The sequence below is a fragment of the Pseudomonas fjordensis genome (genome assembly GCF_976987115.1).
Genome location: NZ_OZ336860.1, coordinates 6,562,964 through 6,589,956, shown reverse-complemented (window position 1 = coordinate 6,589,956; position 26,993 = coordinate 6,562,964). Strand labels below are relative to the sequence as shown.

General features: G+C 61.3%; 24 protein-coding genes and 1 pseudogene. 12 read left to right on the top strand and 13 right to left on the bottom strand.

Translation table 11 applies throughout. The features are described 5' to 3' along the window. Window positions 1-47 precede the first annotated feature (47 nt). Window positions 48-1,970: an acetyl-CoA hydrolase/transferase C-terminal domain-containing protein gene (locus ACWHXD_RS30310; protein ID WP_138762004.1), complete on the top strand. Its 1,923-nt coding sequence runs from the start codon at window positions 48-50 to the stop codon at window positions 1,968-1,970. A 132-nt stretch (window positions 1,971-2,102) separates the two neighbouring features. Here ACWHXD_RS30310 and ACWHXD_RS30305 read toward each other — a convergent pair whose 3' ends face one another. Together ACWHXD_RS30305 and rep are read right to left on the bottom strand one after the other, a co-directional pair. Further along, window positions 2,103-2,675, bottom strand: coding sequence for a xanthine phosphoribosyltransferase (locus tag ACWHXD_RS30305; RefSeq protein WP_003195447.1), 573 nt, complete (start codon window positions 2,673-2,675; stop codon window positions 2,103-2,105). Window positions 2,676-2,733: 58 nt separating this feature from the next. Further along, the gene (rep, locus tag ACWHXD_RS30300) at window positions 2,734-4,743 is read right to left on the bottom strand and encodes a DNA helicase Rep (RefSeq protein WP_003195444.1); all 2,010 of its coding nucleotides are present in this window, start codon (window positions 4,741-4,743) and stop codon (window positions 2,734-2,736) included. A 266-nt stretch (window positions 4,744-5,009) separates the two neighbouring features. Here rep and ACWHXD_RS30295 point away from each other — a divergent pair, with 266 nt between their 5' ends. Further along, complete coding sequence (locus ACWHXD_RS30295) at window positions 5,010-6,674, top strand: putative bifunctional diguanylate cyclase/phosphodiesterase (RefSeq protein WP_032894551.1); 1,665 nt, start codon at window positions 5,010-5,012, stop codon at window positions 6,672-6,674. 576 nt (window positions 6,675-7,250) lie between these two features. Here ACWHXD_RS30295 and ACWHXD_RS30290 read toward each other — a convergent pair. Then, window positions 7,251-8,654 (bottom strand): NorM family multidrug efflux MATE transporter, encoded by a 1,404-nt coding sequence (locus ACWHXD_RS30290; protein ID WP_138762005.1) that lies wholly within the window; start codon window positions 8,652-8,654, stop codon window positions 7,251-7,253. Window positions 8,655-8,806: 152 nt separating this feature from the next. On the opposite strand from ACWHXD_RS30290, the gene ACWHXD_RS30285 reads away from it, so the two are divergent. From ACWHXD_RS30285 to ACWHXD_RS30275, 3 genes and pseudogenes are all read left to right on the top strand, one after another. Next, entirely contained in the window at window positions 8,807-9,727 is a 921-nt protein-coding gene (locus tag ACWHXD_RS30285) for a LysR substrate-binding domain-containing protein (protein ID WP_003195439.1), read from the top strand. Between the two features lie 176 nt (window positions 9,728-9,903). After that, window positions 9,904-10,977, top strand: a pseudogene (locus tag ACWHXD_RS30280) (Cache 3/Cache 2 fusion domain-containing protein); the annotation flags it as partial. A 42-nt stretch (window positions 10,978-11,019) separates the two neighbouring features. After that, window positions 11,020-11,880 (top strand): methyl-accepting chemotaxis protein, encoded by an 861-nt coding sequence (locus ACWHXD_RS30275; RefSeq protein ID WP_425608145.1) that lies wholly within the window; start codon window positions 11,020-11,022, stop codon window positions 11,878-11,880. A gap of 32 nt (window positions 11,881-11,912) precedes the next feature. Here the strand turns inward: ACWHXD_RS30275 and ACWHXD_RS30270 are convergent, their stop codons facing one another. Together ACWHXD_RS30270 and ACWHXD_RS30265 are read right to left on the bottom strand one after the other, a co-directional pair. Next, entirely contained in the window at window positions 11,913-13,409 is a 1,497-nt protein-coding gene (locus ACWHXD_RS30270; protein ID WP_138762007.1) for a YifB family Mg chelatase-like AAA ATPase, read from the bottom strand. Window positions 13,410-14,149: 740 nt separating this feature from the next. Beyond that, entirely contained in the window at window positions 14,150-14,413 is a 264-nt protein-coding gene (locus tag ACWHXD_RS30265; protein ID WP_003195432.1) for an accessory factor UbiK family protein, read from the bottom strand. A gap of 423 nt (window positions 14,414-14,836) precedes the next feature. On the opposite strand from ACWHXD_RS30265, the gene glnK reads away from it, so the two are divergent. The 4 genes from glnK to sutA all read left to right on the top strand — a co-directional run bounded on the left by glnK (window position 14,837) and on the right by sutA (window position 17,620). Next, window positions 14,837-15,175 carry a P-II family nitrogen regulator gene (gene glnK, locus ACWHXD_RS30260; protein WP_002555808.1) on the top strand — a complete coding sequence of 113 codons (339 nt, stop codon included), beginning with the start codon at window positions 14,837-14,839 and terminating at the stop codon, window positions 15,173-15,175. A 34-nt stretch (window positions 15,176-15,209) separates the two neighbouring features. Continuing rightward, complete coding sequence (locus ACWHXD_RS30255) at window positions 15,210-16,547, top strand: ammonium transporter (protein WP_020302863.1); 1,338 nt, start codon at window positions 15,210-15,212, stop codon at window positions 16,545-16,547. A gap of 209 nt (window positions 16,548-16,756) precedes the next feature. Continuing rightward, window positions 16,757-17,182 carry a secondary thiamine-phosphate synthase enzyme YjbQ gene (locus ACWHXD_RS30250; RefSeq protein ID WP_032894557.1) on the top strand — a complete coding sequence of 142 codons (426 nt, stop codon included), beginning with the start codon at window positions 16,757-16,759 and terminating at the stop codon, window positions 17,180-17,182. Between the two features lie 102 nt (window positions 17,183-17,284). Continuing rightward, window positions 17,285-17,620: a dormancy-specific transcriptional regulator SutA gene (gene sutA, locus ACWHXD_RS30245; RefSeq protein ID WP_003195427.1), complete on the top strand. Its 336-nt coding sequence runs from the start codon at window positions 17,285-17,287 to the stop codon at window positions 17,618-17,620. Between the two features lie 189 nt (window positions 17,621-17,809). Here the strand turns inward: sutA and ACWHXD_RS30240 are convergent, their stop codons facing one another. From ACWHXD_RS30240 to lptM, 6 genes are read right to left on the bottom strand one after another with little or no spacing between them, the layout of a single operon-like run. After that, window positions 17,810-18,505: an HAD family hydrolase gene (locus ACWHXD_RS30240; protein WP_138762009.1), complete on the bottom strand. Its 696-nt coding sequence runs from the start codon at window positions 18,503-18,505 to the stop codon at window positions 17,810-17,812. Further along, window positions 18,502-19,401, bottom strand: coding sequence for a tyrosine recombinase XerC (gene xerC, locus ACWHXD_RS30235; protein ID WP_056790979.1), 900 nt, complete (start codon window positions 19,399-19,401; stop codon window positions 18,502-18,504). The genes ACWHXD_RS30240 and xerC overlap by 4 nt, the downstream gene beginning before the upstream one ends. Before the next feature lie 2 nt (window positions 19,402-19,403). Next, complete coding sequence (locus ACWHXD_RS30230; RefSeq protein WP_014720458.1) at window positions 19,404-20,120, bottom strand: DUF484 family protein; 717 nt, start codon at window positions 20,118-20,120, stop codon at window positions 19,404-19,406. A gap of 13 nt (window positions 20,121-20,133) precedes the next feature. After that, window positions 20,134-20,964 (bottom strand): diaminopimelate epimerase, encoded by an 831-nt coding sequence (gene dapF / locus ACWHXD_RS30225; protein ID WP_056790985.1) that lies wholly within the window; start codon window positions 20,962-20,964, stop codon window positions 20,134-20,136. A gap of 3 nt (window positions 20,965-20,967) precedes the next feature. Continuing rightward, window positions 20,968-22,215: a diaminopimelate decarboxylase gene (gene lysA / locus ACWHXD_RS30220; protein ID WP_078467847.1), complete on the bottom strand. Its 1,248-nt coding sequence runs from the start codon at window positions 22,213-22,215 to the stop codon at window positions 20,968-20,970. 14 nt (window positions 22,216-22,229) lie between these two features. After that, complete coding sequence (gene lptM / locus ACWHXD_RS30215; protein WP_003195417.1) at window positions 22,230-22,397, bottom strand: LPS translocon maturation chaperone LptM; 168 nt, start codon at window positions 22,395-22,397, stop codon at window positions 22,230-22,232. Between the two features lie 238 nt (window positions 22,398-22,635). Here lptM and cyaY point away from each other — a divergent pair, with 238 nt between their 5' ends. The 3 genes from cyaY to rnk all read left to right on the top strand — a co-directional run bounded on the left by cyaY (window position 22,636) and on the right by rnk (window position 23,734). Continuing rightward, window positions 22,636-22,968: an iron donor protein CyaY gene (gene cyaY / locus ACWHXD_RS30210; RefSeq protein ID WP_032894564.1), complete on the top strand. Its 333-nt coding sequence runs from the start codon at window positions 22,636-22,638 to the stop codon at window positions 22,966-22,968. Between the two features lie 2 nt (window positions 22,969-22,970). Further along, window positions 22,971-23,189, top strand: a complete 219-nt coding sequence (locus tag ACWHXD_RS30205) for a DUF1289 domain-containing protein (RefSeq protein WP_032897694.1) — start codon at window positions 22,971-22,973, stop codon at window positions 23,187-23,189. A gap of 131 nt (window positions 23,190-23,320) precedes the next feature. Continuing rightward, window positions 23,321-23,734 carry a nucleoside diphosphate kinase regulator gene (gene rnk, locus ACWHXD_RS30200; protein ID WP_032894565.1) on the top strand — a complete coding sequence of 138 codons (414 nt, stop codon included), beginning with the start codon at window positions 23,321-23,323 and terminating at the stop codon, window positions 23,732-23,734. On the opposite strand, the gene ACWHXD_RS30195 is transcribed toward rnk, so the two are convergent. Both ACWHXD_RS30195 and ACWHXD_RS30190 read right to left on the bottom strand, forming a co-directional pair. After that, the gene (locus ACWHXD_RS30195; protein ID WP_138762010.1) at window positions 23,731-26,571 is read right to left on the bottom strand and encodes a class I adenylate cyclase; all 2,841 of its coding nucleotides are present in this window, start codon (window positions 26,569-26,571) and stop codon (window positions 23,731-23,733) included. The two genes, rnk and ACWHXD_RS30195, sit on opposite strands and share 4 nt — an antisense overlap. A gap of 169 nt (window positions 26,572-26,740) precedes the next feature. Then, window positions 26,741-26,992, bottom strand: a complete 252-nt coding sequence (locus ACWHXD_RS30190; protein WP_138762011.1) for a TIGR02647 family protein — start codon at window positions 26,990-26,992, stop codon at window positions 26,741-26,743. Window position 26,993: the final 1 nt, after the last annotated feature.

Here is a 26,993-nt window from a genome sequence, read left to right as displayed (position 1 = left end):
GCAAGCTCGGTCCAACTCCAATTCATGGAATGTTCGGGAGCAGTCGGATGGTGCAGTTGTGTTCAATCGAGCAAGCAGTTGACGACGTACTGGCGCGGTTGCCGGCGCATATCCACATGGGCATGCCGCTGGGGCTGGGCAAGCCCAATTTGTTCGTCAACGCGCTGTACCGGCGCATCGCCAAGTTGCCGGAGCGGGCGCTGACTATCTACACCGCGTTGAGCCTGGGTCGCCCGACGATGGGGGATGGCTTGCAGAAACGCTTTCTCGAACCCTTTATCGAACGGGTGTTTGGCGACTACCCCGAACTGGACTTTCTCGCCGACCTGCACAAGGGCAGCCTGCCGAAGAATATCCGTGTGCAGCAATTCTTCATGCAGCCGGGCAGCCTGCTCCACAGCGCCGCGGCGCAGCAGGATTATGTCAGCAGCAACTACAGCCATGCCGCCCGCGACATCAACGCCGCCGGCCTGAACCTGGTGGCGCAACTGGTTGCCAGTAGCAGCGAGCATCCCGACCGCCTGAGCCTGAGCTGCAACCCGGATATCACCCTCGACCTGATGCCCATGATCGCCAAGCGCCGCGCGGCCGGGGAGACCATCCTGGTCGTTGGCCAGGTCCATAGCGATTTGCCCTACATGCCTGGTGATGCCGAACTTGGCATGGATGAGTTCGACTACCTGCTGGATGAAAAAGACAGCACCACGTTGTTCTCCACGCCGAACATGCCGGTGGGCTTTCAGGACCATTTTATCGGCCTGCATGCCAGCACCCTGGTGCGTGATGGCGGTACGTTGCAGATCGGTATCGGTTCCATGGGCGATGCGCTGACGGCTGCCTTGCTGGCGCGCCAGGCCGACAACGAAGCCTATCGCCTGTTGCTCACCGACTTGGATGTGTACCAGTGGGCGCCGTTGATCAGCCGCGAAGGCGGTGTCGAGCCGTTTGCCCGTGGCCTTTACGGTTGCAGCGAGATGTTCGTCAACGGCCTGCTGGTATTGGCCGATGCCGGGATTGTGCGGCGCAAGGTCTACCCGGATGTAGCGACCCAAACGCAGGCCAACGCGGGCACCCTGGACGACGCCGCGCAACCCGACGGCGTGGCGATCCATGGTGGTTTCTTCCTGGGGCCGCGCAGTTTTTACCAGCGCTTGCAAGAAATGCCCCACGCCAAGCGCCAGGCATTCAACATGACCCGCATCAGCTACATCAACGAGCTGTACGGGCAGGAAGAACTCAAGCGCCTGCAGCGCCTGGATGCGCGGTTTATCAACAGCGCGATCATGGTCACCTTGCTCGGCGCTGGCGTGGCCGATCAGTTGGAAGACGGTCGCGTGCTCAGTGGCGTGGGCGGGCAATACAATTTCGTGGCCCAGGGGCATGCGCTGGAAGGCGCTCGCTCAATCCTGATTTTGCGCAGCTGGCGCGAGTCGGCGGGGGAGGTCAGTTCCAATATCGTCTGGGAGTACGGCCACTGCACCATTCCCCGGCACCTGCGGGATGTTGTCATTACCGAATACGGCATTGCCGACTTGCGCGGCCAGACGGATGCCAAGGTGATCGAAGCGCTGCTGAACATCACTGATTCCAGGTTCCAGCACGACTTGATTGAACAGGCGCAAAAGGCCGGCAAATTGCCCAAGGATTTCCAGCTGGATCCGCGTTTTGCCGACAACACGCCAGAGCGGCTCCAGGCGATTCAGGCCAAGCATCGTCGCCTGTTCCCGGAATACCCCTTGGGCAGCGACTTCACGGATGAGGAGCGGGATTTGTTGCGGGCGCTGAACTGGCTCAAGAGCAAATTCAAGCTCACGGAGATTCTGGAGTTGGGCAAGGCGGCACTCGACGCGCCGGAGCCGGAGGCATTTCCCAAGCATTTGCAGCGCATGCGCCTGGCTAAGCCGGAGGGCATCAAGGAAGACCTGTACCAACGCTTGCTGCTGGCGGGCTTGCAGGCCACCGCGGATTAAAATCCGGCGCAAAACCAAGTGTGGGAGCGGGCTTGCTCGCGAAGGCGGTGGGTCAGTGATGAATATATCAACTGACACTGCGCATTCGCGAGCAAGCCCGCTCCCACATGTTTACCCATGTTCAGGCAGACGTTATTCGATAAAGGTCACGACACCACCGGCCAGCGACTTCACCCGCGCCAGCGACTCAACCCGATAACCCTGAGCATCCAGTTCCGCACGCCCACCCTGGAACGACTTCTCGATCACAATGCCCAGGCCGGCTACGGTCGCGCCAGCCTGCTTGATGATCGAGATCAGCGCCTGGGATGCCTTGCCGTTGGCCAAAAAGTCATCGATCACCAGCACGCGGTCGCTGCTGGTCAGGTGGCGCGGGGAGATCGCCACGGTGCTTTCGGTTTTCTTGGTGAAGGAATACACCGTGGCCGACAGCAGGTTTTCCGTGAGGGTCAAGGATTGCTGTTTGCGGGCGAAGATCACCGGCACGCCCAGGTTCAGCCCGGTCATGATGGCCGGGGCAATGCCCGAGGCTTCGATGGTGACGATCTTGGTGATGCCCGAGTCCTTGAACAGTGCGGCGAACTCGTCGCCGATCAGTTTCATCAGCGCCGGGTCGATCTGGTGGTTCAAAAAGGCGTCAACCTTGAGGACCTGATCGGAAAGCACGATGCCTTCTTCGCGAATTTTCTTGTGCAGTGCTTCCACGGAAAGCTTCCTCTAATGGCGCGTTGTGCGCCGAAAGTAGATTAAAAAGTAGTCGATTCTAGCGCTTTAGCATCGCGCGTATATCCGCCAAGGCGGTGTTGCCGCGAACGGCCTTCACCTCGGTGGGTGTGTCGTCATTGCCTTCCCAGGCCAGGTCGTCCGGCGGCAGTTCATCCAGGAACCGGCTGGGGGCACAATCGATGATTTCACCGTATTGCTTGCGCTTGGCGGCAAAGGTGAAGGCCAGGGTCTGACGTGCGCGGGTAATGCCCACGTAGGCCAGGCGGCGCTCTTCCTCGATGGTGTCGGCTTCGATACTGGAGCGGTGCGGGAGGATTTCCTCTTCCATGCCCATGATGAACACGTAGGGAAATTCCAGGCCCTTGGACGCATGCAAGGTCATCATCTGCACGCCTTCGGCGCCGTCTTCCTCTTCTTGCTGGCGCTCGAGCATGTCGCGCAACACCAGCTTGCCGATGGCGTCCTCGACGGTCATTTCGCCGTCTTCGTCTTTTTCCAGGGTGTTCTTCAGCGCTTCGATCAGGAACCAGACGTTGCCCATGCGGTAATCCGCGGCCTTGTCGCTGGAGCTGTTGGTGCGCAGCCAGTTTTCATAGTCGATGTCCATGACCATGCTGCGCAGGGCGCTGATCGGGTCTTCGCCGGCGCACTGCTCGCGCACCTTGTCCATGAAGCGCTTGAAGCGTGACAGGCGATCAGTGAAGCGCGTGTCCAGGTGTTCGCCCAGGCCGATTTCGTCGGTAGCGGCGTACATCGAGATCTTGCGTTCGGTGGCGTAGTTACCGAGCTTTTCCAGGGTCGTGGAGCCGATTTCCCGGCGCGGCACGTTGATCACGCGCAGGAAGGCGTTGTCGTCGTCCGGGTTCACGATCAGCCGGAAGTAGGCCATCAGGTCTTTGACTTCCTGGCGTCCGAAAAAGCTGTTGCCGCCTGAAAGGCGATACGGCACCTGGTGATGCTGCAATTTCAGCTCGATCAGCTTGGCCTGGTAGTTGCCGCGATACAGGATCGCAAAGTCGCTGTAGGGCCGGTCGGTGCGCAAGTGCAGGCTGAGGATTTCCACGGCCACGCGCTCGGCTTCGGCGTCTTCGTTGCGGCAGCGGATCACACGGATCTCGTCGCCATGGCCCATCTCGCTCCACAGTTGTTTTTCAAACTCGTGGGGGTTGTTGGAGATCAGCACGTTGGCGCAGCGCAGGATACGGCTGGTGGAGCGGTAATTCTGCTCCAGCATCACCACTTTCAAGGAGGGGTAATCTTCCTTGAGCAGCATCAGGTTTTCCGGGCGGGCGCCGCGCCAGGCGTAGATCGACTGGTCGTCGTCGCCCACCACGGTGAACTGGTTGCGCGTGCCGATCAGCAACTTCACCAGCAGGTATTGGCTGGCGTTGGTGTCCTGGTATTCGTCCACCAGCAGGTAGCGTACCTTGTTTTGCCACTTTTCCAGGATGTCCTTGTGTTCCTGGAACAGCTTGACCGGCAGCAGGATCAGGTCGTCGAAGTCCACCGCGTTGAACGCCTTGAGCGTGCGCTGGTAGTGGGTGTAGACGATGGCGGCGGTCTGTTCCTTGGGGTTGCGCGCGGCTTCCAGGGCTTCGGCGGGCAGGATCAGGTCGTTTTTCCAGGCGCCGATCATGTTCTTGATCTCGTCGACGCCGTCGTCGCCCGCGTATTCCTTCTGCATGATGTCGGTCATCAAGGCCTTGACGTCGGTCTCGTCGAAGATCGAGAAGCCCGGCTTGTAGCCCAGCCGCACATGCTCCTTGCGGATTATATTCAGGCCCAGGTTGTGGAAGGTACACACGGTGAGGCCACGGCCTTCGCCACCCTTGAGCAGGGTGCCGACGCGCTCTTTCATTTCTCGCGCCGCCTTGTTGGTAAAGGTCATGGCGACGATGTACTGGGCGCGGATGCCGCAGTTCTGGATCAAGTGCGCGATCTTGCGGGTGATCACGCTGGTCTTGCCGGAGCCTGCACCGGCGAGCACCAATAGAGGGCCGCCGACGTAGTTCACGGCTTCTTGCTGCCGGGGATTGAGTCGGGACATACGGAATTTTAGGGGTCGTTGTTCAAAAGGGCGGGCATTTTAACAGGCTGGAAAGATTCTGCTGCCATAGAACGACGGTGTGACGTACCACTCGATCTAAATTTGCCGGTTTTGCTACTTTGCCGCAGGATGTGGAGGAATATCCGAGACGATTATTTACAGTCTGCGCATTTGATAACAACTATCATTTGTCATCCTTTGTCATTGTCAGGCCGCACGTCATAATGGCACCGCTAATGAAATTTTGCAGAGTCTAGGGAGTTAGCGTGTCTACGCCTGTCGAACCCTTGCGTTTGCTGCTGCTGGCCGATGAGCCCGAGTGGGCAGCGTTGTTGCGCGAGTGCCTGGCGCCGATGGGCGAAGGGGCTGTGCTGATCAGTGCGCCCAACTGGGACTCGGTGAGCCGCCTGTTCGATGACGACCAGGGTGCTGTGTTATTGACCACGCCCAGCCTGCAGCCCGGCCCCGGCCGGTGCAGCCTGCCGTGTGTATTACTGCTGGAGCAGGAGCCACTGGTGTCGCCGCTGGGGGTCAGCGATTGGTTGGTGCTGGAGGCATTGGACGCCGACACATTGCGCCGCTGCCTGCGCCATGTGCGCGAGCGCGGCGTGCTGGAGAACACCTTGCAGCGCCTGGCCGAGCAAGACCCGCTCACCGGTATCGCCAACCGCCAGGGCTTCCAGACCTTGCTGGCCGCGCGCTTGGCAGAAAACGACGGCCGCGGCCTGGCCCTCGGTCACCTGGACCTGGACAATTTTCGTCACGCCAACGATGCCCTCGGCCATCAGGCGGGCGACCGGTTGATCCTGCAAGTGGTGTCGCGGCTCAAGAGCCAGCTCGAAGCCGGGGACCAACTGGCGCGCCTGGGCAGCGATGAGTTTGCCTTGCTGATTGATACCCGCCGGGCGCCCCAGCGCGCCGAATGGATGGCCGAGCGCATCACTGAAGTGATGGCCGAACCCTATTGGGTAGATGGCGAAAGCCTGTTGATCGGTTGCAGCCTGGGCATGGCCCATGCCCGAGCCCGTGCGGGCGCCGACCCGTTGATGTGGCACGCCCATATCGCCATGCAGCAGGCCAAAAGCACCCAGGGCTGCACCTTTCATATCTTCAATGAACGCATCAACCGCAACGCCCGCAGCCTGGCCGACTTGGAAAGCGAGCTGCGCCGGGCCTTGCGCCGCGATGAGTTGGAGCTGCATTACCAGCCGCGCCTGGACCTGGACGACGGCCATATCGTTGGCCTCGAAGCCCTGGTGCGCTGGCGCCACGGCGAGCGGGGCCTGTTGCCGCCCAGCGAATTCGTGCCGCTGGCCGAACAGAGTGGCCTGATCGTGCCATTGGGCTACTGGGTGATCTCCCGCGCCCTGCGCGACATGCAAGACCTGCGCGAACGCGGCCTGCCGCCGCTGCACATGGCGGTCAACCTGTCGTTTCGCCAGTTTCAGGACAGCCAGTTGCTGTCCACCCTCAGCCGCCTGATTGCCGAGCGCGGCGTGGAAGCGCAATGGCTGGAGTTCGAACTGACCGAAACCGCCGTGATGCGCCGCAGCGACCTGGTCAAACAAACCATGGATGCCCTTGGCCGGTTGGGTGTGCGGTTTTCCCTGGATGACTTCGGCACCGGTTTTTCATCGTTTGTGCACCTCAACAGCCTGCCGATTGCCTTGTTGAAGATCGACAAGAGTTTTGTTGGCGGCATGGAGGAGCGCGAAGAAAACCGCAAGCTGGTGCACGCCATGATCAACCTGGCCCACAACCTTAACCTGGAAGTGGTGGCCGAAGGCGTGGAAACCCCCGAGCAGCTTGAGCTTTTGCGCTTGTTTGGGTGCGACCAGGTCCAGGGTTACCTGATCAGCAAGCCGTTGCCCTTGCCAGAACTGGTGGAATACCTGCTGTTCGGGCAAAGCCAGCAGGCGCTGTTGGGTTAAGCCTTTAAAGTGGTCCAAATGTGGGAGCTGGCTTGCCTGCGATAGCGGCCTGCCAGCCGTCGCCTATCTACCTGACACCCCACAATCAAACTGTGTGGGCTTGCTCGCGAAGGCGGCCTGGCAGTCAACACAGTTGGATTGTGTGTATATCCATTGCTGCGGTAACGGCCACTTAGGGTTCCGCCTGACGACGGGTCACTTTGGAAAAGAGCCCCAAAGTAACCAAAGGGCTCTTGCCCCACCACTCGGCACCTCGCTTAGGCTCGGTGTGCCCGTAATCCGCCAGTGATTTGGGGGGCCGCCGCCACGCGCCATCCATGGCGCGGGGCGGCTAAACCGGCATCCCTGCCGGTTTACCCCCCAAATCCCTGTCGAATTCCGGCCAGCGTGGTTTGACGGGGCGCCTAAGATCACAAGCAGATCAAGATCAAGATCAAGAGCGGCTCGCTTCGCATCGTGGTTACCGTCTGCTGTTACAACCCACAAAGTTGTGTAGATCCTATGCTGCGATGGCGGTGTTGGATTCACTACCGCTATCGCAGGCAAGCCAGCCTCCACATGGACCGCGTGCACTCGCTAGTCAGGCAGTGCCGCTTGGAAACCAACAGGAGCATCTGGCTCTTGGCGAATCATCCGCTTCATCTTCGCCTCAAACGCCCAGGTCAGGCTCACCGCCGCACACGCCAGGCCTAGTGCCAGGCCCCACCAGACGCCGGTTGGCCCCCAGCCCAGGGTGAACGCCATCAACCAGGCCGACGGTGCACCAATCAGCCAATAGCAACCCAGCCCCACCAGGAAGGTGGTCTTGGCGTCCTTCAAGCCACGGATACAACCCATGGCGATGGTCTGCACGCCGTCGAACAATTCGAACCAGGCAGCGACGGCCAGTAGGCTCACTGCCAGCACGATGACGTCATGGAATGCCGGGTCGTCATGGTCGAGGAACAGTCCGATCAGCGGGTCGGAAAACAGCCACAGCACCGCGGCAAATCCCAACATCACCATGGCGCCGAACCCTATGCCGACCCGCCCGGCCAAGCGTGCTTGCAGCAACTGCCCGGCGCCGTAGTGCTGGCCGATGCGCATGGTCACCGCGTAGGACATCCCCGCCGGCACCATGAAGGCCACCGAGACAATCTGCAGGGCGATCTGATGCGCCGCCAACTGCGTGCTGCCCATGGTGCCCATGCATAACGCTGCAAAGGCAAACAACCCGACCTCTACCGCATAGGTGCCGCCAATCGGCAGGCCCAGGCGCCACAGTTCGCGCAGGTAGTGGGTATTCAGACGCAGCAGGCCGGTGCCCAGCGGGTAGGCGGCGTAGGCGCGGTTGCTGCGGATGTACCACATCAATGCCAGCGCCATGCCATTGGCGACGATGGCGGTCACCAGGCCGATGCCCATCAGGCCCAGTTTCGGCAGGCCGAACATGCCTTCGATCAGCGCATGGTTGAGCAGGTAGTTGACCACGGTGCCGCACAGGCTGATCACCATCACCGGGGTGGCCTTGCCGATGGCGCTGGTAAAGCCGCGCAGGGCCATGAAGCTCAGGTAGCCGGGCAGGGCAAAGGGCAGGATCGTCAGGAATTGCCCGGCTGCCTGCACGTTGGTTTCGGTCTGGCCGAACATCAACAGCACCGGCTTCAAGTTCCATAGCAGCAGCGCCGCCGCCAGGGCCATCAACCACGCCAGCCACAGCCCGGCCTGGGTGAGGCGAGTGGCGCCGTCGATATCGCCGGCGCCATGGCGAATGGCGACGAGGGTGCCCACGGCTGCAATCACGCCGATGCAGAAGATCGCCACGAACGAATAGCTCGCCGCGCCCAGGCCTCCGCCGGCCAGGGCCTCGGGGCTCAAGCGCGCCATCATCAGGGTGTCGGTCAGCACCATCAGCATGTGCGCCAACTGTGAGGCAATCAACGGCCCCGATAGCCGCAGAATGGCCCAGAGTTCGGTACGTGCCGGATGTTGCATGATCATCACACTCGAATGGTCAGGAAGATGGGGAAGGGTTGATTCTCGGCGCATTCAGCCCATTGCACAAAAGGATAAAAGCGATCGTTGGCATGATTAAAACTCATACTTGAGCGATTCTGGTAGGGTTTCCAGATTGCGCAGTCGGAGCTTTCAGCATGTCCCGTCGTCTTCCTCCTCTTTACGCCTTGCGGGCATTTGAAGCCGCCTCCCGCCACCACTCGTTTACCCGTGCGGCTGAAGAATTGTCGATTACCCAAAGTGCGATCAGCCGGCATATCCGCACGCTCGAAGATTATTTTGCCTGCCGATTGTTCCAGCGCAGCGGTCGCACGTTGCAGCTCACGGAAGCGGCGCGTTTGTTGCTGCCTGGCGTACGGGAAGGCTTCGCTGCCCTGGAGCGTGCTTGCCATACCTTGAATGCCGAAGATGACATCCTGCGTATGAAGGCGCCGTCCACCTTGACCATGCGCTGGCTGCTGGCGCGGCTGAGTCGCTTCCGGGCCTTGCAGCCGGGCAATGAGGTGCAGCTCACCAGTGCGTGGATGAGCATCGATGAAGTGGACTTCAACCAAGAACCGTTCGACTGCGCGGTGTTGCTCAGCAACGGGCACTTTCCGGCGGACTGGGAGGCCAGTTATCTGTTTGCTGAAATGCTGATCCCGGTGGGAGCGCCCAATCTGCTGGACGACGGTCCCTGGGACGTGACGCGGTTGGCAACCGCCGAGTTGCTGCACCCGACCCCGGACCGTCGCGACTGGCGTTACTGGTTGCAGCGCATGGGGCTCTCGTCTCAGGTTTCACTCAAGGGTGGGCAGGTGTTCGACACGCTTGAGCTGGGCATGATCGCCGCCGCCCGAGGCTATGGCGTCTCCATGGGTGATTTGCTGATGGTGGCCGAAGATGTAGCACAGGGGCGCTTGAGCCTGCCATGGCCCACGGCGGTCGCCAGCGGGGAAAGCTACTACCTGGTATGGCCGAAAACCCGCCCCGGTGGTGAGCGCTTGCGACGGCTGGCGGAATTTCTTCAGGGTGAAGTCAAGGCGATGGAATTGCCCCAGGTCGAACGCCTCGATTGAGTGGCGGCGAGCTGCTAGTGCAATCGTTTGCGGGATACCCCTGTGATTCGCTCAAGTATTGCCAAATGCCGCCGAAGAAGGGGGTTGGAACCATCGTGCATCAACGTTTCCCACTAGATAATTTGCCGAGCAGCGCTATGAGATCAGGATGATCCTGGCCTCGGCCAGGAGCTGTCATGTCTCAACCCCGTGCCCGGATTGCCTCCCAGTTAGGCCTCGCACTCGCCGTGATTCTCGCTGTCGTCATCAGCGGCAGTACGGTCTTTGCCTTGCGTACCCTCGACTCCGCCAACCTCGCCACCCGCGAGGAGCACCTGGCCAGCGAGGCGCGTTTGCTCGCCGACCAACTCAACACCTTCCACAGCACCCTGCGCGAAAGCACCCAGCGTTTGAGCGGGCTGTTTGAAAAGCGCTTCGGCGCAGGCTTGAGTGTGCGTGCGGACCAACCCGTGGCCGTGGCCGGCGTGCAGACGCCGAGCCTCTACCTGGGCAACGAGGTGCTGAACAACAACTTCGAAGAAGTGGATGAGTTCAAGCAGATGTCCGGTGGCGTGGCCACGGTGTTCGTGCGCAGCGGCGACGACTTTATCCGCGTCAGCACCTCCCTGGCCAAGCAGGATGGCAATCGCGCCATTGGCACCGTGCTTGACCGTCAGGGCGCGGCCTACCAGCGCGTTGTGAGCGGCCAGACCTACATCGGCCGTGCCGTGTTGTTCGACCGCTCCTATATGACCCAATACAGCCCCGTGCGTGACAGCAGTGGCCAGGTCATCGCCGTGCTGTTCATCGGTTTCGATTACACCGATGCCCAGAACGCCCAGTTTGAAAACCTCAAGCGCTTCCGCATTGGCCAGACCGGCTCCCTCGCGCTGCTCGATGAGCAAAAGCACTGGCTGGTGCCGCCGGCTGGCGTGCAAGCGCCGGATCAGGCGATTGCCGTGATGCTCGACCTGGCGAAAAAGCCGGGTGCAGGCCGTTTCTGGAGTGACAAGAACGAAGATTTCTATAGCGTTTCGGTGCCGTTCGAAGGCGGCCCTTGGGCGGTGGTAGCGAGCATGCCCAAGGCTGAGATTCGCGCCGTGACCTGGGAGGTCGGCATCCGCCTGGTGATCGGCAGTGTGCTGGCGATGTTGCTGGCAGTGGGCGCCGCGGTGTGGCTGTTGCGCAGCAAGCTGGCGCCATTGAGCGAGCTGGTGCGCCAGGCCCAGGCCCTGGGTGCGGGGGATTTGAGTGCGCGGCTCAATGTGTCCAGCCATGACGAAATCGGCCAGTTGGCGCGCAGTTTCAACCAGATGGGCGAAGCGCTGTCGACCATGGTGTCGCATATCCGTACTGCCGCCGAACAGGTTAACAGCCGCGCCCAGGCGTTGTCGGGCTTGTCTGGTGGTGCCTACGAAGGCATGGAGCAGCAGTCCGGCGAGATCACCAGCATGGCTGGCGCGGTGGAAGAGTTCAGTGCTACCTCGCTGAATATTGCCGACAACATGGGTAATACCGAGCGCCTGGCTCAAGAGAATGCCCAGCAAACCCGTATTGGCCGCACCTCGATGCAAGAGGCCTCATCGTCCCTGGAACATATCGCCACCGCGCTGAACAGCACCGCTGCCGTGATCAACACCCTGGGCCAGCGGTCCCAGGAAATCGGCGGGATCGTCGGGGTGATTACCGCCATCGCCGAACAGACCAACCTGCTGGCGCTCAACGCCGCCATCGAAGCCGCCCGCGCCGGCGAGCAAGGCCGTGGTTTCGCCGTGGTCGCCGACGAAGTGCGAAACCTGGCTTCGCGCACCCGCCAGGCCACCGATGAAATCTCCGGCATGATCCAGAGCATCCAGCAGGAAACCGGCAACGCCATCAGTACCATGGAGCATGGTAATGCGCTGATGCAGGAAGGCCTGTCCCGCAACGCCGACGTGGCCTCGGCCCTGGCGCGTATCGACGAGCAAAGCCGCTCGGCCGGCCAGCAGTTCGCAGCGATCACCACCGCCACCCAGGAGCAGAGCAGCACCGCGACCTTGCTCAGCAGCAACCTGCAGAGCATTGCGCTGGCCAACAGCGAGCAGCGTGAAGTGGTGTCGAACCTGGCGGTTACCGCCAAGGAACTGGAGACCTTGGCGGCAGGCTTGCGCCATGAGGTGGATCGGTTTCGCTGACGCACCGCTCCCACATTGATATTGCGTAAGGCTCAAGTCACGGATGTGGGGCGGTATTGCAGGGCCTCCTTCAGATGGTCACGGGTGATGGCGTCCATCTGGTCCAGGTCCGCCAGGGTGCGCGCCACCTTCAGCAGCCGATGGGCCGCCCGCAGTGACAGTGTCAGCCGCTCGCAGGCGGTCTCCAGCCAACCCTCGTCGACCTTTGGCAGCTTGCAGTGCTGGCGCAGCCCCGGCAGGTCCAGAAAAGCATTGGCACACCCCTGGCGTTGCTGTTGGCGCTCGCGTGCTTGCGCTACCCGCACCGAGGCATCGGCCGTTGTGTCGCCCGCCTGTTGAGTGGGGCTCAGGGCAGTGGCCTCCCGCGCGACGGTCAGGTGCAAATCAATCCGGTCCAGCAAAGGGCCGGATAGCTTGTTGCGATAGCGCTGGATCTGCTCCGGCGTACACCGGCAACGCCCGCTGGGCTCGCCCATGTAGCCGCAAGGGCAGGGGTTCATCGCCGCGACCAGTTGAAAGCGTGCCGGGAAGCTCACACGGTCTCGGGCCCGGGAGATCACGATATGCCCCGACTCCAATGGCTCACGCAGCACCTCCAGCACCTTGCGATCGAACTCTGGCAGCTCATCCAGGAACAACACCCCGTGATGGGCCAGGGTGATTTCCCCCGGTTGTGGCTTCGAGCCGCCACCCACCAGTGCCGGCCCGGATGCCGAGTGGTGTGGCTGACGGAACGGGCGGTTGGGCCAATGGCTCAGCGGTGCCAGGCTGACCACGGATTGGATAGCGGCCACTTCCAGTGCTTCCTGCTCGCTCAACGGCGGCAGCAAACCCGGTAGCCGGCTGGCCAATAAGGTCTTGCCGGTACCCGGTGGCCCGCTGAACAGCAGGTTATGCGCGCCCGCCGCCGCGATCAGCAATGCGCGCTTGGCCGCGAGTTGGCCCTGTACTTCACTCAGGTCCGGGTAAGGCTTGTTCATGTACAGCAAGCCGTCGGACCTATAGGGCTCAATCGGCACATGCCCATTCAGGTGCGCCACCACTTGCAGCAAGTGATCCACCGCAATCACCTTCAACCCTGACGCCAGGCACGCCTCCTCGGCATTGGCGCGCGGCACTATCACGGTGCGCCCGGCCTTGCGCGCCGCCAGCGCGGCCGGCAACACGCCCTTCACTGCGCGCACCTCGCCGGACAGTGCCAATTCCCCAAGGCATTCCACGTCATCGAGCATCAAGGCCGGCACCTGCACACTGGCCGCCAGAATGCCCAGGGCAATTGCCAGATCAAAACGCCCGCCGTCCTTGGGCAGGTCGGCGGGCGCGAGATTGAGCGTGATGCGGCGGGCCGGATATTGCAGCGCCGAGTTGAGGATGGCACTGCGCACGCGGTCTTTGCTTTCCTTCACTGCGGTTTCGGGCAAGCCCACCAGGGTGAGAGACGGCAGGCCATTGGCCATGTGCACTTCGACGGTGACGGCGGGGGCTTCTACACCGACCTGGGCGCGGCTGTGGACGATGGCGAGGGACATGCTCGTTCCTTGAATGAAAGGGCCGCTTCCTGCGGTTTTTTTCAAGGGTAGACGAGGTGGAATGGAGCGGGGCAGGGGAGGTTTTACAGAACGTATCCGGGCGGCAACGCAAAACAAATGTGGGAGCGGGCTTGCCTGCGATGGCGGTGTGTCAGCAAAGAATCATCCGCTGATGCACCGCCATCGCGGCATAGGTATCTACACAACTTTGTAGGCTGTCGCAGCAAACGGTAACCACGATGCGAAGCGAGTCGCTCTTGATCTGCTTTTGATCTTAGGCGCCCCGTCAAACCACGCTGGCCGGAATTCGACAGTGATTTGGGGGGTAAACCGGCAGGGATGCCGGTTTAGCCGCCCCGCGCCATGGATGGCGCGTGGCGGCGGCCCCCCAAATCACTGGCGGATTACGGGCACACCGAGCCTAAGCGAGGTGCCGAGTGGTGGGGCAAGAGCGTTTTGCTTACTTTTGCGCTTTTCAAAAGTGAGCCGCCGTCAGGGCGGAACCCTAAGTGGCCGTTACCGCAGGAATGGATATGTACACAATCCAGCTGTGTTGACTGTCAGGCCGCTATCGCAGGCAAGCCAGCTCCCACATTTGGATCGCGGTGCGTCAGTTAGAACAGCGTCGGCTATCCGGTCGTCACGGGAGCAAGCTCCCTCGCCACAGGTCCAGCGTCACACCAAAGTTGTGTAGATACCTATGGCCATCGCAGGCAAGCCAGCTCCCACACTCACCGTGTTTATTCAGCAGAGGGTGGCGTCAACCGTGCTTCAAGTTCAGCCACCTTCGCCTCCAGGCTCTCCAGTCGCGCACGTGTGCGGGCCAGCACCACCATCTGGCTGTCAAACTCTTCCCGGCTGACCAGGTCGAGCTTGCTGAAACCACTCTGTAGCAAAGCCTTGAACTGGCTTTCGATTTCATTGCGGGGCAGCGGGGTGTCGCCGCTGAACAGGCGAGAGGCGTGGCCGCTCAGGGCGTCGAGGAAGTCTTTGGGCGCGAGCATTGGACATATTCCGGAAAACAGTTGGCCGGCAGTGTATCACGCAGCGTCTATAGTCATTTTCACGCCCCGTTGCGCACGGTTTTCGCGCATTGGGGCGGGCGGTCGCGCACTGTTTTGATGCGCATTGCGGCCACGCAGGCGCCCCGTAGGTGGGCACAAGCGGGCAATGGATTGATTTCAGTGGTTTTTACGGAGCTGGCAAGGTTTCTGCTTAGACGATCATGACCCATGCACTGATGCAGTCGCTGTGACGAATGCAGTGCGCCGACGGATCCGGGGTACAGGGCTCGTCACCAGTGGTTCGCTGGCGTCGCGACGGCAAATGCCGAGGCGACGATGCGTTACAAAGCCAGGCACTGCGCTTAGACTTGAGACGGGTTTGTTTTCCTGGGGCAAGTCCACCAAATTCGGGAGAGAGTTTTCATGAAGCTAGTCACTGCCATCATCAAGCCGTTCAAGTTGGACGATGTTCGCGAGTCACTGTCCGAGATCGGCGTGCAGGGCATTACCGTTACTGAGGTCAAGGGCTTCGGTCGGCAGAAGGGTCATACCGAGCTGTATCGCGGCGCGGAATACGTGGTCGATTTCCTGCCGAAGGTGAAGATCGATGTCGCCATTGACGACAAGGATCTTGACCGGGTTATCGAGGCGATAACCAAGGCGGCCAACACCGGCAAGATCGGTGACGGCAAGATCTTCGTGGTCAATCTGGAACAGGCTATTCGCATCCGTACCGGCGAAACCGATACCGACGCAATCTAAGCCGCCAAACCCCAACGCCCCAGGAGAAAACAATATGACTCTGCGTAAATTCGCAGGGCTCGGAGCCCTGCTGTCCATCGTAATGCCAAGCCTGGCCATGGCGGCAGATGAAGTGGCTGCTCCAGTCCTCAATTCCGGCGACACCGCCTGGATGCTCACCGCCACCGCGCTGGTGCTGTTCATGACCATCCCTGGCCTGGCGCTGTTCTACGGCGGCATGGTCCGCTCCAAGAACATTCTGTCGGTGATGATGCAGTGCTTTGCCATCACTGGCCTGATCAGCATCCTCTGGGTCGTCTACGGCTACAGCATCGCGTTCGATACCACTGGTATGGAACAAGGTGTGGTCAACTTCAATTCCTTCTTCGGCGGCATGGGCAAGGCGTTCCTGGCGGGTGTCACCCCGGCCAGCATCACCGGGCCAGCGGCGCTGTTTCCGGAAGCCGTGTTCATCACCTTCCAGATGACCTTTGCCATCATCACCCCGGCGCTGATCGTCGGTGCTTTCGCTGAGCGTATGAAGTTCTCCGCGATGCTGATCTTCATGGCTATCTGGTTCACCCTGGTCTATGCACCGATCGCGCACATGGTCTGGAGCGGCAACGGCGGCCTGATGTGGGACTGGGGCGTGCTGGACTTCGCGGGCGGCACCGTCGTGCACATCAACGCGGGTGTGGCTGGCCTGGTGGCGTGCATCGTGCTCGGCAAGCGTAAAGGCTTCCCGACCACTCCGATGGCCCCGCATAACCTGGGCTATACCCTGGTGGGTGCGGCCATGCTGTGGATCGGCTGGTTTGGTTTCAACGCCGGTTCCGCTGCGGCGGCCAACGGCACCGCAGGCATGGCGATGCTGGTGACTCAGATCGCCACCGCCGCTGCGGCCCTGGGCTGGATGTTTGCCGAGTGGATCACCCACGGCAAGCCAAGCGCACTGGGCATCGCCTCGGGCGTGGTCGCCGGCCTCGTCGCCGTGACGCCGGCAGCGGGCACCGTGGGCCCGATGGGCGCCCTGGTGATTGGCCTGGTCGCTGGTGTGGTGTGCTTCTTCTGCGCGACCAGCCTCAAGCGCAAGCTGGGTTATGACGACTCCCTGGACGCTTTCGGCGTGCACGGTATCGGCGGTATCGTCGGCGCGATCCTCACCGGTGTGTTCGCAGCCCCGGCACTGGGTGGCTTCGGCACCGTGACAGACATCGCAGCTCAAGTCTGGATCCAGTGCAAAGGGGTGGGCTTCACCGTGATCTACACGGCGATCGTGACCTACGTCATCCTCAAGGTGCTCGACATGGTCATGGGCCTGCGTGTCACCGAAGAAGAAGAGGCGGTAGGCCTCGACCTGGCGCAGCACAACGAGCGCGGCTACAACTTGTAACTACGTGAAAAAAACATGCCCGGCTTGCCGGGCATTTTTTTGCCTGGCGTTTGTCTGTGGCTAAAGGTGCATGGGTTTTTTATCGAGTTTGTGATGGGATCCACACAGTACTTTTAAGGGTGCAAATGTCTTACAGGCATGAAGGCGTATTCGGCCCTTTGTTTTTTCTCAGAGCGCGCTAGAATGCGCGCCGATGGGCGGAGAACTGTATGTGGCAACAGACCCTGATTACCCTGCGGGCCAAGCCCCGGGGCTTTCACTTGGTAACGGACGAGTTGCTTGCCGGCTTGCCTGAATTGAAGGCATGCCGTGTGGGCCTGTTGCATCTGTGGCTGCAGCACACCTCGGCCTCGTTGACCATCAACGAGAACGCCGACCCGGCGGTTCGCCGTGACTTCGAGCGTTTTTTCAACCTGCTGGTGCCACAAGGTCGCGCAGGGTTTGAACATAACGACGAAGGTCCGGATGATCTGCCGGCGCACTTCAAGGCCAGTCTGCTGGGCTGCCAGTTGAGTTTGCCGGTCAAGGCCGGCCGCTTGGCGATAGGGACCTGGCAAGGTGTTTATCTGGGCGAGCACCGTGATCATGGCGGTGCTCGTAAAGTCCTCGCCACCTTGCACGGTGAAGGGGCATAAGCCATAGGGAATCCTGTGGATGTTGATTTTTTTCCAGCGGCCTCGACAGAGGGTGAAGCTGGGCTATAACTAATCTGCTTTTCGCAAGTCATGAGGTAGAACATGAGCGACGATGATCTGGAACAAGACGACCTCGAAGTAGGTGATGAAGACGACACCGAAGACGGTCTTGAAGCAGTAGCGGCTGACGACGTTGCGGAAGATGCCGATGACAGTGTTGGCGATGACGCGGCTCCCAAAGCCAAAGGCAAAGCCAAGGCGGCTGTTTCGGTAGACGAGTTGCCGAGTGTTGAAGCCAAGAACAAAGAGCGCGATGCCCTGGCCCGTGCGATGGAAGAGTTCCTCGCTAAAGGCGGCAAAGTGCAGGAAGTCGAGGCCAACGTGGTGGCTGATCCACCGAAGAAGCCGGATAACAAGTACGGCAGCCGACCTATCTGAGGTCTGCCTCCTGCTTGTAAGAAAAAGCCCGCCGTCGCTGCGGGCTTTTTCATGTCTGGAGCAATTTACCAGTTCGCTGCAATACCCTGTGGGAGCTGGCTTGCCTGCGATAGCGGTCTATCTGCGAGCCCTGTGTTGACTGACCCACCGCTATCGCAGGCAAGCCAGCTCCCACATTTTGGGTCAGTGTTAGCTCCAGCGACTCAGCAAGGGCGGCAACTCCGTCAGGCTGCGAATCTGCGCATCCGGTTGCTTGTCACCTTCCCAGGCCTTGCCCGTGGGGTTGAACCACACCGCCCGCAGCCCCGCCTGCTGCGCGCCGGCAATATCATCCCCAGGATGATCGCCCACATGCACAGCCGCGCTGGCGTCCACACCGCCACGTTGCAGCGCCTCCTGAAACAGCCGTGCATCCGGCTTGGCGATGCCGATATCTTCAGCGCGCAGGGCAAAGTGAAAGTAGTCCGCCAGGCCCACGCGCTGCACATCGGCATTGCCATTGGTGATCACGCCTAGCAGAAAGTGCTGGCGCAGCGCCTTGAGCATCGGCTCGGCTTCCGGGAACACGGTGAGTTGGTGACGTGCGTGGATGAACGCTTCGAAGCAGACATCCGCCATCTCTGTGGCCTCAGGCTGGGGATAACCGGCCTCCTCGAACGCATGCATCAACACGCGATGGCGCAGCAGGCTGATGCGGTGCTTGAGTTCGGGATGACGCTGCAACACCTGCTGGCGCAGGCTGGCAAAATGTTCAAGGGGCAGGTCGCCGACCTTGGACGCGTGGGTCGCCAGCCATTCGCGCATCGACGCTTCGGCGCTGATGATGACGGGTACGTTGTCCCAGAGGGTGTCGTCCAGGTCGAAGGTGATCAGCTTGATACTCATGAGTCGCCGCCCTTGATGCGTTTGGCCCGTGGATGGGCGCTGTCGTACACCGTTGCCAGGTGCTGGAAGTCGAGGTGGGTGTAGATTTGCGTGGTCTTGATATCCGAGTGCCCGAGCAGTTCCTGCACGGCGCGCAAGTCCTGGGAGGATTCGAGCAGGTGGCTGGCAAATGAGTGACGCAACATGTGCGGGTGCAGATTCTGCCCCAGCTCGCGCTCGCCGGCGGCCTTGACCCGCAGCTGGATCGCTCGTGGCCCCAGGCGCCGGCCTTGCTGGCTGACAAACACGGCATCGTCTGCCGGGTTGGTCAGCAGGCGTAGCGGCAGCCACAGCTGCAAGGCTTCGCGGGCTTTCCTGCCCACGGGCAGTACGCGGGTCTTGCTGCCTTTGCCGAGCACTTGGACGAGGCCATCGGCGAGGTCCAGTTGATCCAGGTTCAGGCCGGTCAGCTCCGACAGGCGCAGGCCCGAGGAATAGAACAGCTCAAGGATTGCCTGGTCGCGATGGGCCAGGAAATCATCCTCGACGGCACCGTCGAGCAGTTGCAGGGCGCGGTCGGTGTCCAGGGTCTTGGGCAGGCGCCGTTCGCCTTTGGGCGGCGACAGGCCATTGGCCGGGTCGTGGTCGCACAGGCCTTCGCGATTGAGGTAGTGATAGAGGCCGCGCACCGCCGACAGCAGGCGAGACAAGCTGCGTGAGGACTGGCCTTGCTGGTGCAACCGGGCGATCAGGCTGCGCAGGGCCTGGATATCCAGGGCTTTCCAACTGCTGACGTGCTGTTTTTCGCAATAGGCCAGGACCTTGTTCAAGTCCCGCCGATAAGCTTCCAGCGTATGGGGCGACACCTGGCGCTCATTGCGCAGGTGAGCGCAGTAAGCGTCCAGTTGCCGCTCCATGATCAGCGCACCGCGCGCAGGGTGGTGGTGTGACGTGGCAGGACGCGGCCCAGCACTTCGGCGATATAGGTCAGGAACAGCGTGCCCACCGAGCTTTTGTAGTGCGCCGGGTCGCGGCTGGCGATGGCCAGTACCCCGTGCAAGCCTTGATGGCTGAGGGCGATGACGGCCGTAGAGCCGATCTGCTTGCGCTGTTCGGCGCCAAACAGGAAGTCCAGCTCATGCTCGCGCAAAGTGCCGCTGACAGTCTTGCCTTCGGACAGCAGCCCGCCGATGGCCGTCTGCGCCTCGCCACCTGTGACCCAGCGACCCACCGGCATCGGGTTGTCGCTGAACAGGATCAGGCTGACGAAGGGCACCTGGAAATCCTCACGCAGGCTGTCCTCCACGGCGATCACCGTTTCTTCCAGGCTGGTGGCATCCATCAGGGTCAGAATCAGGCGGCGCGTCTTGTCGAACAAACGGTCGTTGTCGCGGGCCACGTCCATCAGATGAGAGAGCCGGTGGCGCATTTCAATATTGCGCTCGCGCAGGATCTTCATCTGCCGCTCCACCAGCGACACGGTATCGCCGCGCTGGTGAGGTATGCGCAGGGCTGGCAGCAGTTCTTCGTGTTCGACGAAGAAGTCCGGGTTAGCCTCAAGGTACGCCGCAACAGCAGCGGCCTCCAGGCTTTCACTCGGGGTTGCGTGTGCGGGTACTTGAGGCTTATCGGTCATTAGCTTGGCTCACTCATAGACGGACCTGTCCTTCGTATACACGCGTGGCCGGCCCGGTCATCATCACCGGGTGGCCAGGGCCTGCCCATTCGATGGACAAACGTCCGCCGGGCAGGTCGATCAACAGCGGCGAATCCATCCACCCCTGGCTGATCGCGGCCACGGCAGCGGCGCAAGCACCGGTGCCGCAAGCCTGGGTTTCGCCGACGCCGCGTTCCCATACGCGCAATTGCGCACGGTTACGGTCGATTACCTGCAAAAAGCCCACATTGGCCCGTGCCGGAAAGCGCGGGTGATGTTCGATCTTCGGCCCCAGTTCGTGCACCGGGGCGTTATTGATGTCGGTGACCCGCAGCACTGCATGGGGGTTGCCCATGGACACGGCGGCGATCTCCACGGTTTTGCCATCTACGTCCAACGAGTAACTGAGGGCCTGCTCGGTGGCCTGGAACGGAATATCCGCCGGCACCAGGCGCGGCGCGCCCATGTTGACGCTGATCTGGCCATCGTTGCGGATGTCCAGTTCGATCACGCCACCTTTGGTTTCGACGCGTATCTGGCGTTTGGCAGTCAGGCGTTTGTCGAGCACAAAGCGCGCAAAGCAGCGCGCGCCGTTGCCGCACTGTTCCACTTCAGAACCGTCGGAGTTGAAGATCCGGTAGCGAAAATCCACCTCCGGGTTGCTCGGCGCCTCGACCAGCAGCAACTGGTCGAACCCGATCCCGGTGTGGCGATCGCCCCACTGTTTGGCGTGCTTGGGCAGGATGTGCGCGTGCTGGCTGACCAGGTCGAGGACCATGAAATCATTACCCAGCCCGTGCATCTTGGTAAAACGCAGCAGCATGGCTTACTCCGGCAGCAGGCTTTCGCCAGCATACAACTCGGCTACCGTCTCGCGGCGACGCACTTCAAATGCTTGATCACCGTCCACCAGCACCTCGGCGGTACGCCCGCGGGTGTTGTAGTTGGAACTCATGACAAACCCGTAGGCACCGGCCGAATGCACGGCCAGCAGATCACCTTCCTCAAGCGCCAACTCACGATCCTTGGCCAGGAAGTCGCCGGTCTCGCAGATCGGCCCGACGATGTCATAGGCGCGGGCTTTGCTTGCGCGCGGCGTCACGGCGGTGACATCCATCCAGGCCTGGTACAGCGCCGGGCGGATCAGGTCGTTCATCGCCGCATCGACGATGGCGAAATCCTTGTGTTCGGTGTGCTTGAGGTACTCGACCTGGGTCAGCAGCACGCCAGCGTTGGCGACGATGTAGCGGCCCGGCTCGAACATCAGCGTGAGGTCGCGGCCTTCGATGCGCTCGCGCACGGCCTGGATATAGTCGGCAATCAGCGGCGGCTCTTCATCGCGATAACGCACACCCACGCCACCACCGAGGTCGATGTGGTGCAGGTAGATGCCGCACTCGCCCAGGCGGTCGATCAGCGCCAGCAGGCGGTCGAGGGCATCCAGGAACGGTGGCAATGTAGTCAGTTGCGAGCCGATATGGCAGTCGACACCCAGCACTTCCAGGTTCGGCAGTTGGGCGGCGCGGATGTACACGTCCTCGGCGTCGGCGATGGCAATGCCGAACTTGTTCTCTTTGAGACCGGTGGAGATGTACGGGTGGGTGCCGGCGTCGACGTCCGGATTGACGCGCAGGGAGATCGGCGCACGCACGCCCATCTCGGCGGCGACCACTTGCAGGCGCTCCAGCTCGTCGGTGGATTCGACGTTGAAGCAATGCACGCCGACTTCCAGGGCGCGACGCATGTCTTCGCGGCTCTTGCCGACGCCGGAGAAGACGATTTTGTCCGCCTGGCCGCCGGCGGCCAGTACGCGTTCCAGCTCGCCACGGGACACGATGTCAAAACCAGCGCCAAGACGCGCCAGGACATTGAGTACACCCAGGTTGGAGTTGGCCTTGACTGCGTAGCACACCAGGTGCGGCACGCCGTCGAGGGCGTCGGTGAACGAGCGGTATTGGGCTTCGATATGCGCACGCGAGTACACATAGGTCGGGGTGCCGAAGCGCTGGGCAATCGCGGACAAGGCCACGCCTTCCGCGAACAGCTCGCCGTCCCGGTAGTTAAAAGCGTCCATAAGTTTCCCTTGGTTTAGTAGGTGTCGTGCTTATGGGCTTTTGACGGCTTTTGCGACGATTGCGCCTGTTCGTTTGGATCTTTGCTGTCATCCGGCAGGTACAACGGGCCTTTCTGGCCACAGGCACTAACGAGGCAAGCGACCGCGACGAGCGCAGCAAGGGAAGAGATCAGGCGCTTCATGGCGAAATCCTTGAATATGCATTAATTGCGCCCGAGTATACCGACCACCCGCCAGCTTGCCTATGCGCCGCAACACCCGTCCGGCGGGGGTTTGCCGAGACAGTAGGGAAGCAGGCTACGATGCCTGGGGATATTTCGTACCGTCATCCGTGATCAAATCAGTATCCTTTGCAATCGGCGAAGCTCGCCCGTATCGTGCGGCGCTTGAGCAAAACCAGACACTTTTGAGGTTGCCACAATGAGTTTGACCGAAGCCCGTTTTCACGACCTGGTGGATGCCACCCAGCAGGGGCTGGAAGATATTTTCGACGACAGCGGCCTGGACGTGGACCTGGAAAACTCGGCCGGTGTGCTGACCGTCAAGTTCGAGAGCGGCCAGCAACTGATCTTCAGCCGCCAGGAGCCGCTGCGTCAGCTGTGGCTGGCTGCACGCTCCGGTGGCGTTCACTTCGATTACGACGAAGAAAGCGGCAAATGGCAGTGCGACAAGAGTGAAGAGTTGCTGGGTGAGATGCTCGCCCGCCTGGTCCAGGAATATACCGGCGACGAACTGGATTTCGACGAGATCTGATGGTGAGTGAGCCTGCAACCGTACGCCCGCCCAAGCCGCTGTTCAGCAATGTCAGCCCGGCGGTGCCGTCACCTTGTATCAGTTTGTGTCGCCTGGACGAGCAGAAAGTCTGCCTGGGCTGCTTCCGCCATGTGGAAGACATCCGGGAATGGCGCTCTGCCGACGATGCGCGGCGCCGGGTGATCTGCGCCGAGGCCGAGCAGCGCAAGGCGAGCACCTGACGGCGTCTTGTTTATTTGTGTCGCTGTGGTAGTGTCCGGATACACCTCCATTCATCGAGGTCCGTGAGAACCCCGCCTTTTCCTGGCGGGGTTTTGCTTTTGTGTGCAGAAAAAAGGAGTCTGCCTGAATCATGACCACCGCACCGTCCATCATTCTCACCCGTCTTGACGTGCAGCGTCTGGAGCAACTGATCGACCGCTTGGGCGACGAGTCTCCCGGCGCCGAAGCGTTGCAAGCCGAACTCGACCGCGCCGAAGACGTGGTTGGTCACGATGAAGTGCCTGCGGGTGTCGTGACCATGAACTCCAGCGTGCATTGCCGTGAGCAAGGCAGCGGCAAGGACTATCACCTGACGTTGGTCTACCCCAAGCACGCGAACGCCGACGAAGGCAAGATTTCGATCATGGCGCCGGTAGGCAGCGCATTGCTTGGCCTGCAAGTGGGCCAGCACATCGACTGGCCGGCGCCAGGCGGCAAGACCCTGAAGCTGGAATTGCTCAGCGTCGAAGGCCAGCCCAAAGATGGCGGCGCCTTCCCGCTCTAAACCTGATTCAAGGCCGCATTGAGTGACTGTTCCAGTTCGGCTTTATAGCGCAGGTACAGATTGCTTGGGCTTTGCACATCACCGAGCAGCCCTGACAGATCCAGGTCAGTGATATAGCAGCGGTAACGCTCGGTTTCCCGACGTTGCCCGACGATCTCCCGGGCGACCACCGTAAACAGCTGGTCGCCAAATTCCAGCTCGGAAAACTCCCGCTGATTGCAGTACAGGGTGATCCCTACCTGGCCCGGCGCGCCTTTGCCGATAATCGCCTGCACGTCATAAAACGCTTTGTTGGCAGGGTCTTGCGGGGCCGGCCGTGGCTCCACGCCTCGCGCACGGCCGTTGCCCGATGGCAACAGTTGGTAGTACAGGATCTGTAACTCGCCCGCGGGTTGCTGAGCGTCCAGGGACGATAGCGCTTCGCGGCGGTACAGGATCGATTGCAAAAAACGCTGCAGCGGCGCTAGCAGGCTTTGCTCATCATGAAACGGCAAGCGCTGTTGCCAGAGCGCGTTGAATTCGTCGAGCACGTACACGTCGGCGAAGCCTTCATTGACCCGGTAGAACACCTGCACACACTCGGCCTGGCCCATGGGCAGCAGCAGCGCCAGGTCGTGGTCTTCCAGGGCCATGGCGTCCAAGTGCCACGGGCTGTAGCTGGCCAACTCCTCGTTGAGGTAAGCGATCAGCGCGTCCTGGGTCGGCAGCGACACATGGGTGGCTTGGCCCGGCACCAGTTCCATGACGTGATAATGCTGCTGCACCTGGAGCAGGTAGCGATGATTGCCCTGGCCGAGCAGCAGATGCTGCGCGGTGTCGAATACCTCTTCCACCCGCTGGGCAATGAACTGCGCCCGGTTGTGGCAGAAGCAGCGCACCCGCAGGCGTGGCAGATGGTTCGATGGCAGTTGGTTGAGGTAGTCGCGCAGGCAGTCGAGCAGGGCGTGCGGGCCGTCATAGCGGCTGACCATCACTTCGTTCCAGCTGTTGAGCGTGACCTGGTCCAGGGTCAGCACCAGGTTGTCGCGCACGCCGGCATAGCTCAGGGAGTCGGTGCGCTCCGTGGTCATCAGGATATTCAGGTCGCGATGATGCTTGAGCGGGTCAACCCCAACGTTGATCAGCAGCAGCACTTCTTCTGGCACTGCCGGGCGCAGCAAGCGGCTCTCATCGACACTGGCCAGGGGCAGGGCGATGGTCTGTTGCAGGCTGCCCAACAGGTTGAACAGCTCGAACTCGGTCATGTCGCTGGTGCCGGGGTGCAGCGCCAGGCGGGTACTGCTGTCGATCACGCCGTTGCGATGGCACCAGGTGAGCATTTCCAGCAGGTCGCGGCTGCGTTTGATCGGCGCGAAGTGTTCCCATTCCAGGGCGGTAAGGTTGCCGTTATACAGGCCCCAATGGTGCTGGCCCGGCTCCTTGCGGTTGGGCGACTGCACCAGGGTCAAGGTGTCTTCGGCCAGGTCGGGGGCGATGCCGGGGTTGATGAACTCAACCTTGCCGGCCTTGCGCTCGAACGCCGCGTACAAGCGGCGGCCCAGTACATTGAGGTCGCGTTTATTGATCGGGCTGGCGGACTGTTCGCTGCGGGTGAACTGGGTGAGGAAGCGGTAGCTGTAGTTCAACTCATTGACCAGGGCGCGGCGCTCGGAGGCGACCTGGCGCACCTTCCATTGGCTGCGGCTGTCCAGCAGGGCCAGTTGGCGCGGGTCCCAACCCCATTCATGCGCCAGGCGTTCCAGCAGCTGCCGTTGCCAACCGGCGGTGCGCTGGCCGGCGCTGAGCTTGCGGTTGACCTTCAGGTACAGGCTGCGGCGCACCAGTTCCAAGCGCTCCAGCTCGTTGCGGGCCTTGAGGTATTCCTCGATGCGGCGGTAAACCATGATGTACGGGTCCAGCTCATCCAGGTCTACCTGATGGCTGAACACCGCCTGTTTGAAGCGCAGGCTCAGGCATTGCACCTTCGGGTGTTCGCTGGCGTAGACCTCGGTCAGCAGCAGCTTGAGCACCGATTTATAGGGCGACTCGATGCCCTTGAACAGTTGCCACAGCCCGGCGCCAATGAATTCGCCCGGGGGAATATGGGCTAAGTGGCCGAGGTCGAGGGTTTCATCAGCGCGGATAAAGCGCTTTGAAATCAGTGCGTTAGTAAACTCGGCGTAGCGGTTTTCTTCGTAGACCGGCACCAACCACCAGATGGGCGTGCGTCCGGCCAGCCAGATCGCGGTGCGATAGAACTCATCCAACAGCAGGTAGTGCTGGGTGGTGCCGCAGTCGTCGGAACTCAGTTGCGTATCGCGATCACCCAACACAAAGCGCGTCGGGTCGATCAGGAAAAAATGCGCCTCGGCGCCCATGCCCAAGGCCCAGGTTTCCAGCAGTTGGCACTTTTTGCGCAGCTCGGCCAGCTCGGTCTCGTTCAGGTCGGGGGCGTGGCACACCCACACGTCCATATCGCTTTGATCGGCCTGGGCCAGCGTGCCCAGGCTGCCCATCAGGAACAAACCGTGGATCGGCGTAGGCGGGTTGCCGTGGCGCGGTTTATAGGAAAATGAGCGGGTCAGGCGCTGGGCATCGGCCAGGGCCTGGGCGTCCGGTTCGAAATTCGACAACCCGGCCGGCGTGCTGCTGGAGACGTAGCCTGGCAACAGCGGGTGATTGACATGGAAAAACAGCGGCAACAAGGCCAGCACGCTTTGCTGGCGTGGCGTCAGCCCTTCGATGGCCCGGGCCATGCGGCCTTGATTGAGGCTCATGAAACGCGCGCGCAGTTGGGTCAGCACCTTGCGGTCGATGCCTTCGTCCAGATCAGGGCGGATTTCATGGGTGCGGGTCATGTCGAACTCGTTGGCTCGCAGGGCCCGACGCGGGCGGCCATGCAGGAGTTTACAGACAGTAGCGTAGGAGTTTTAGAGGGAAGTGGCTTTTTGGCGTCAGAATTTTGTATGCCGCGCAGCAATGCCCGCGGAATCCGCAGGCGGCGGACTCCATGGGCGGTATCAGGTATCAGGCGGCTTCTTTTTTCGTTGTGTTCAGAATCGTCAGCAGGCTTTGGGTGTGTTGAGCCGCATCCCGGCCAAGGCTGGTCAGGTAGCCACCATCTGGCTGGGTAATCAGCTCTTTGTCAAAGAGGCGCTTGGCAGCGGCAATGGCGGTGGAGGCAGCGGTCTGGTGGACTTTCAGACCTTCCTGGGAGCTGTCCAGGTTGAAGAGTGCAAGGATTTCCAGTTCGGCAACCAACTCAGGGGTATACGACATA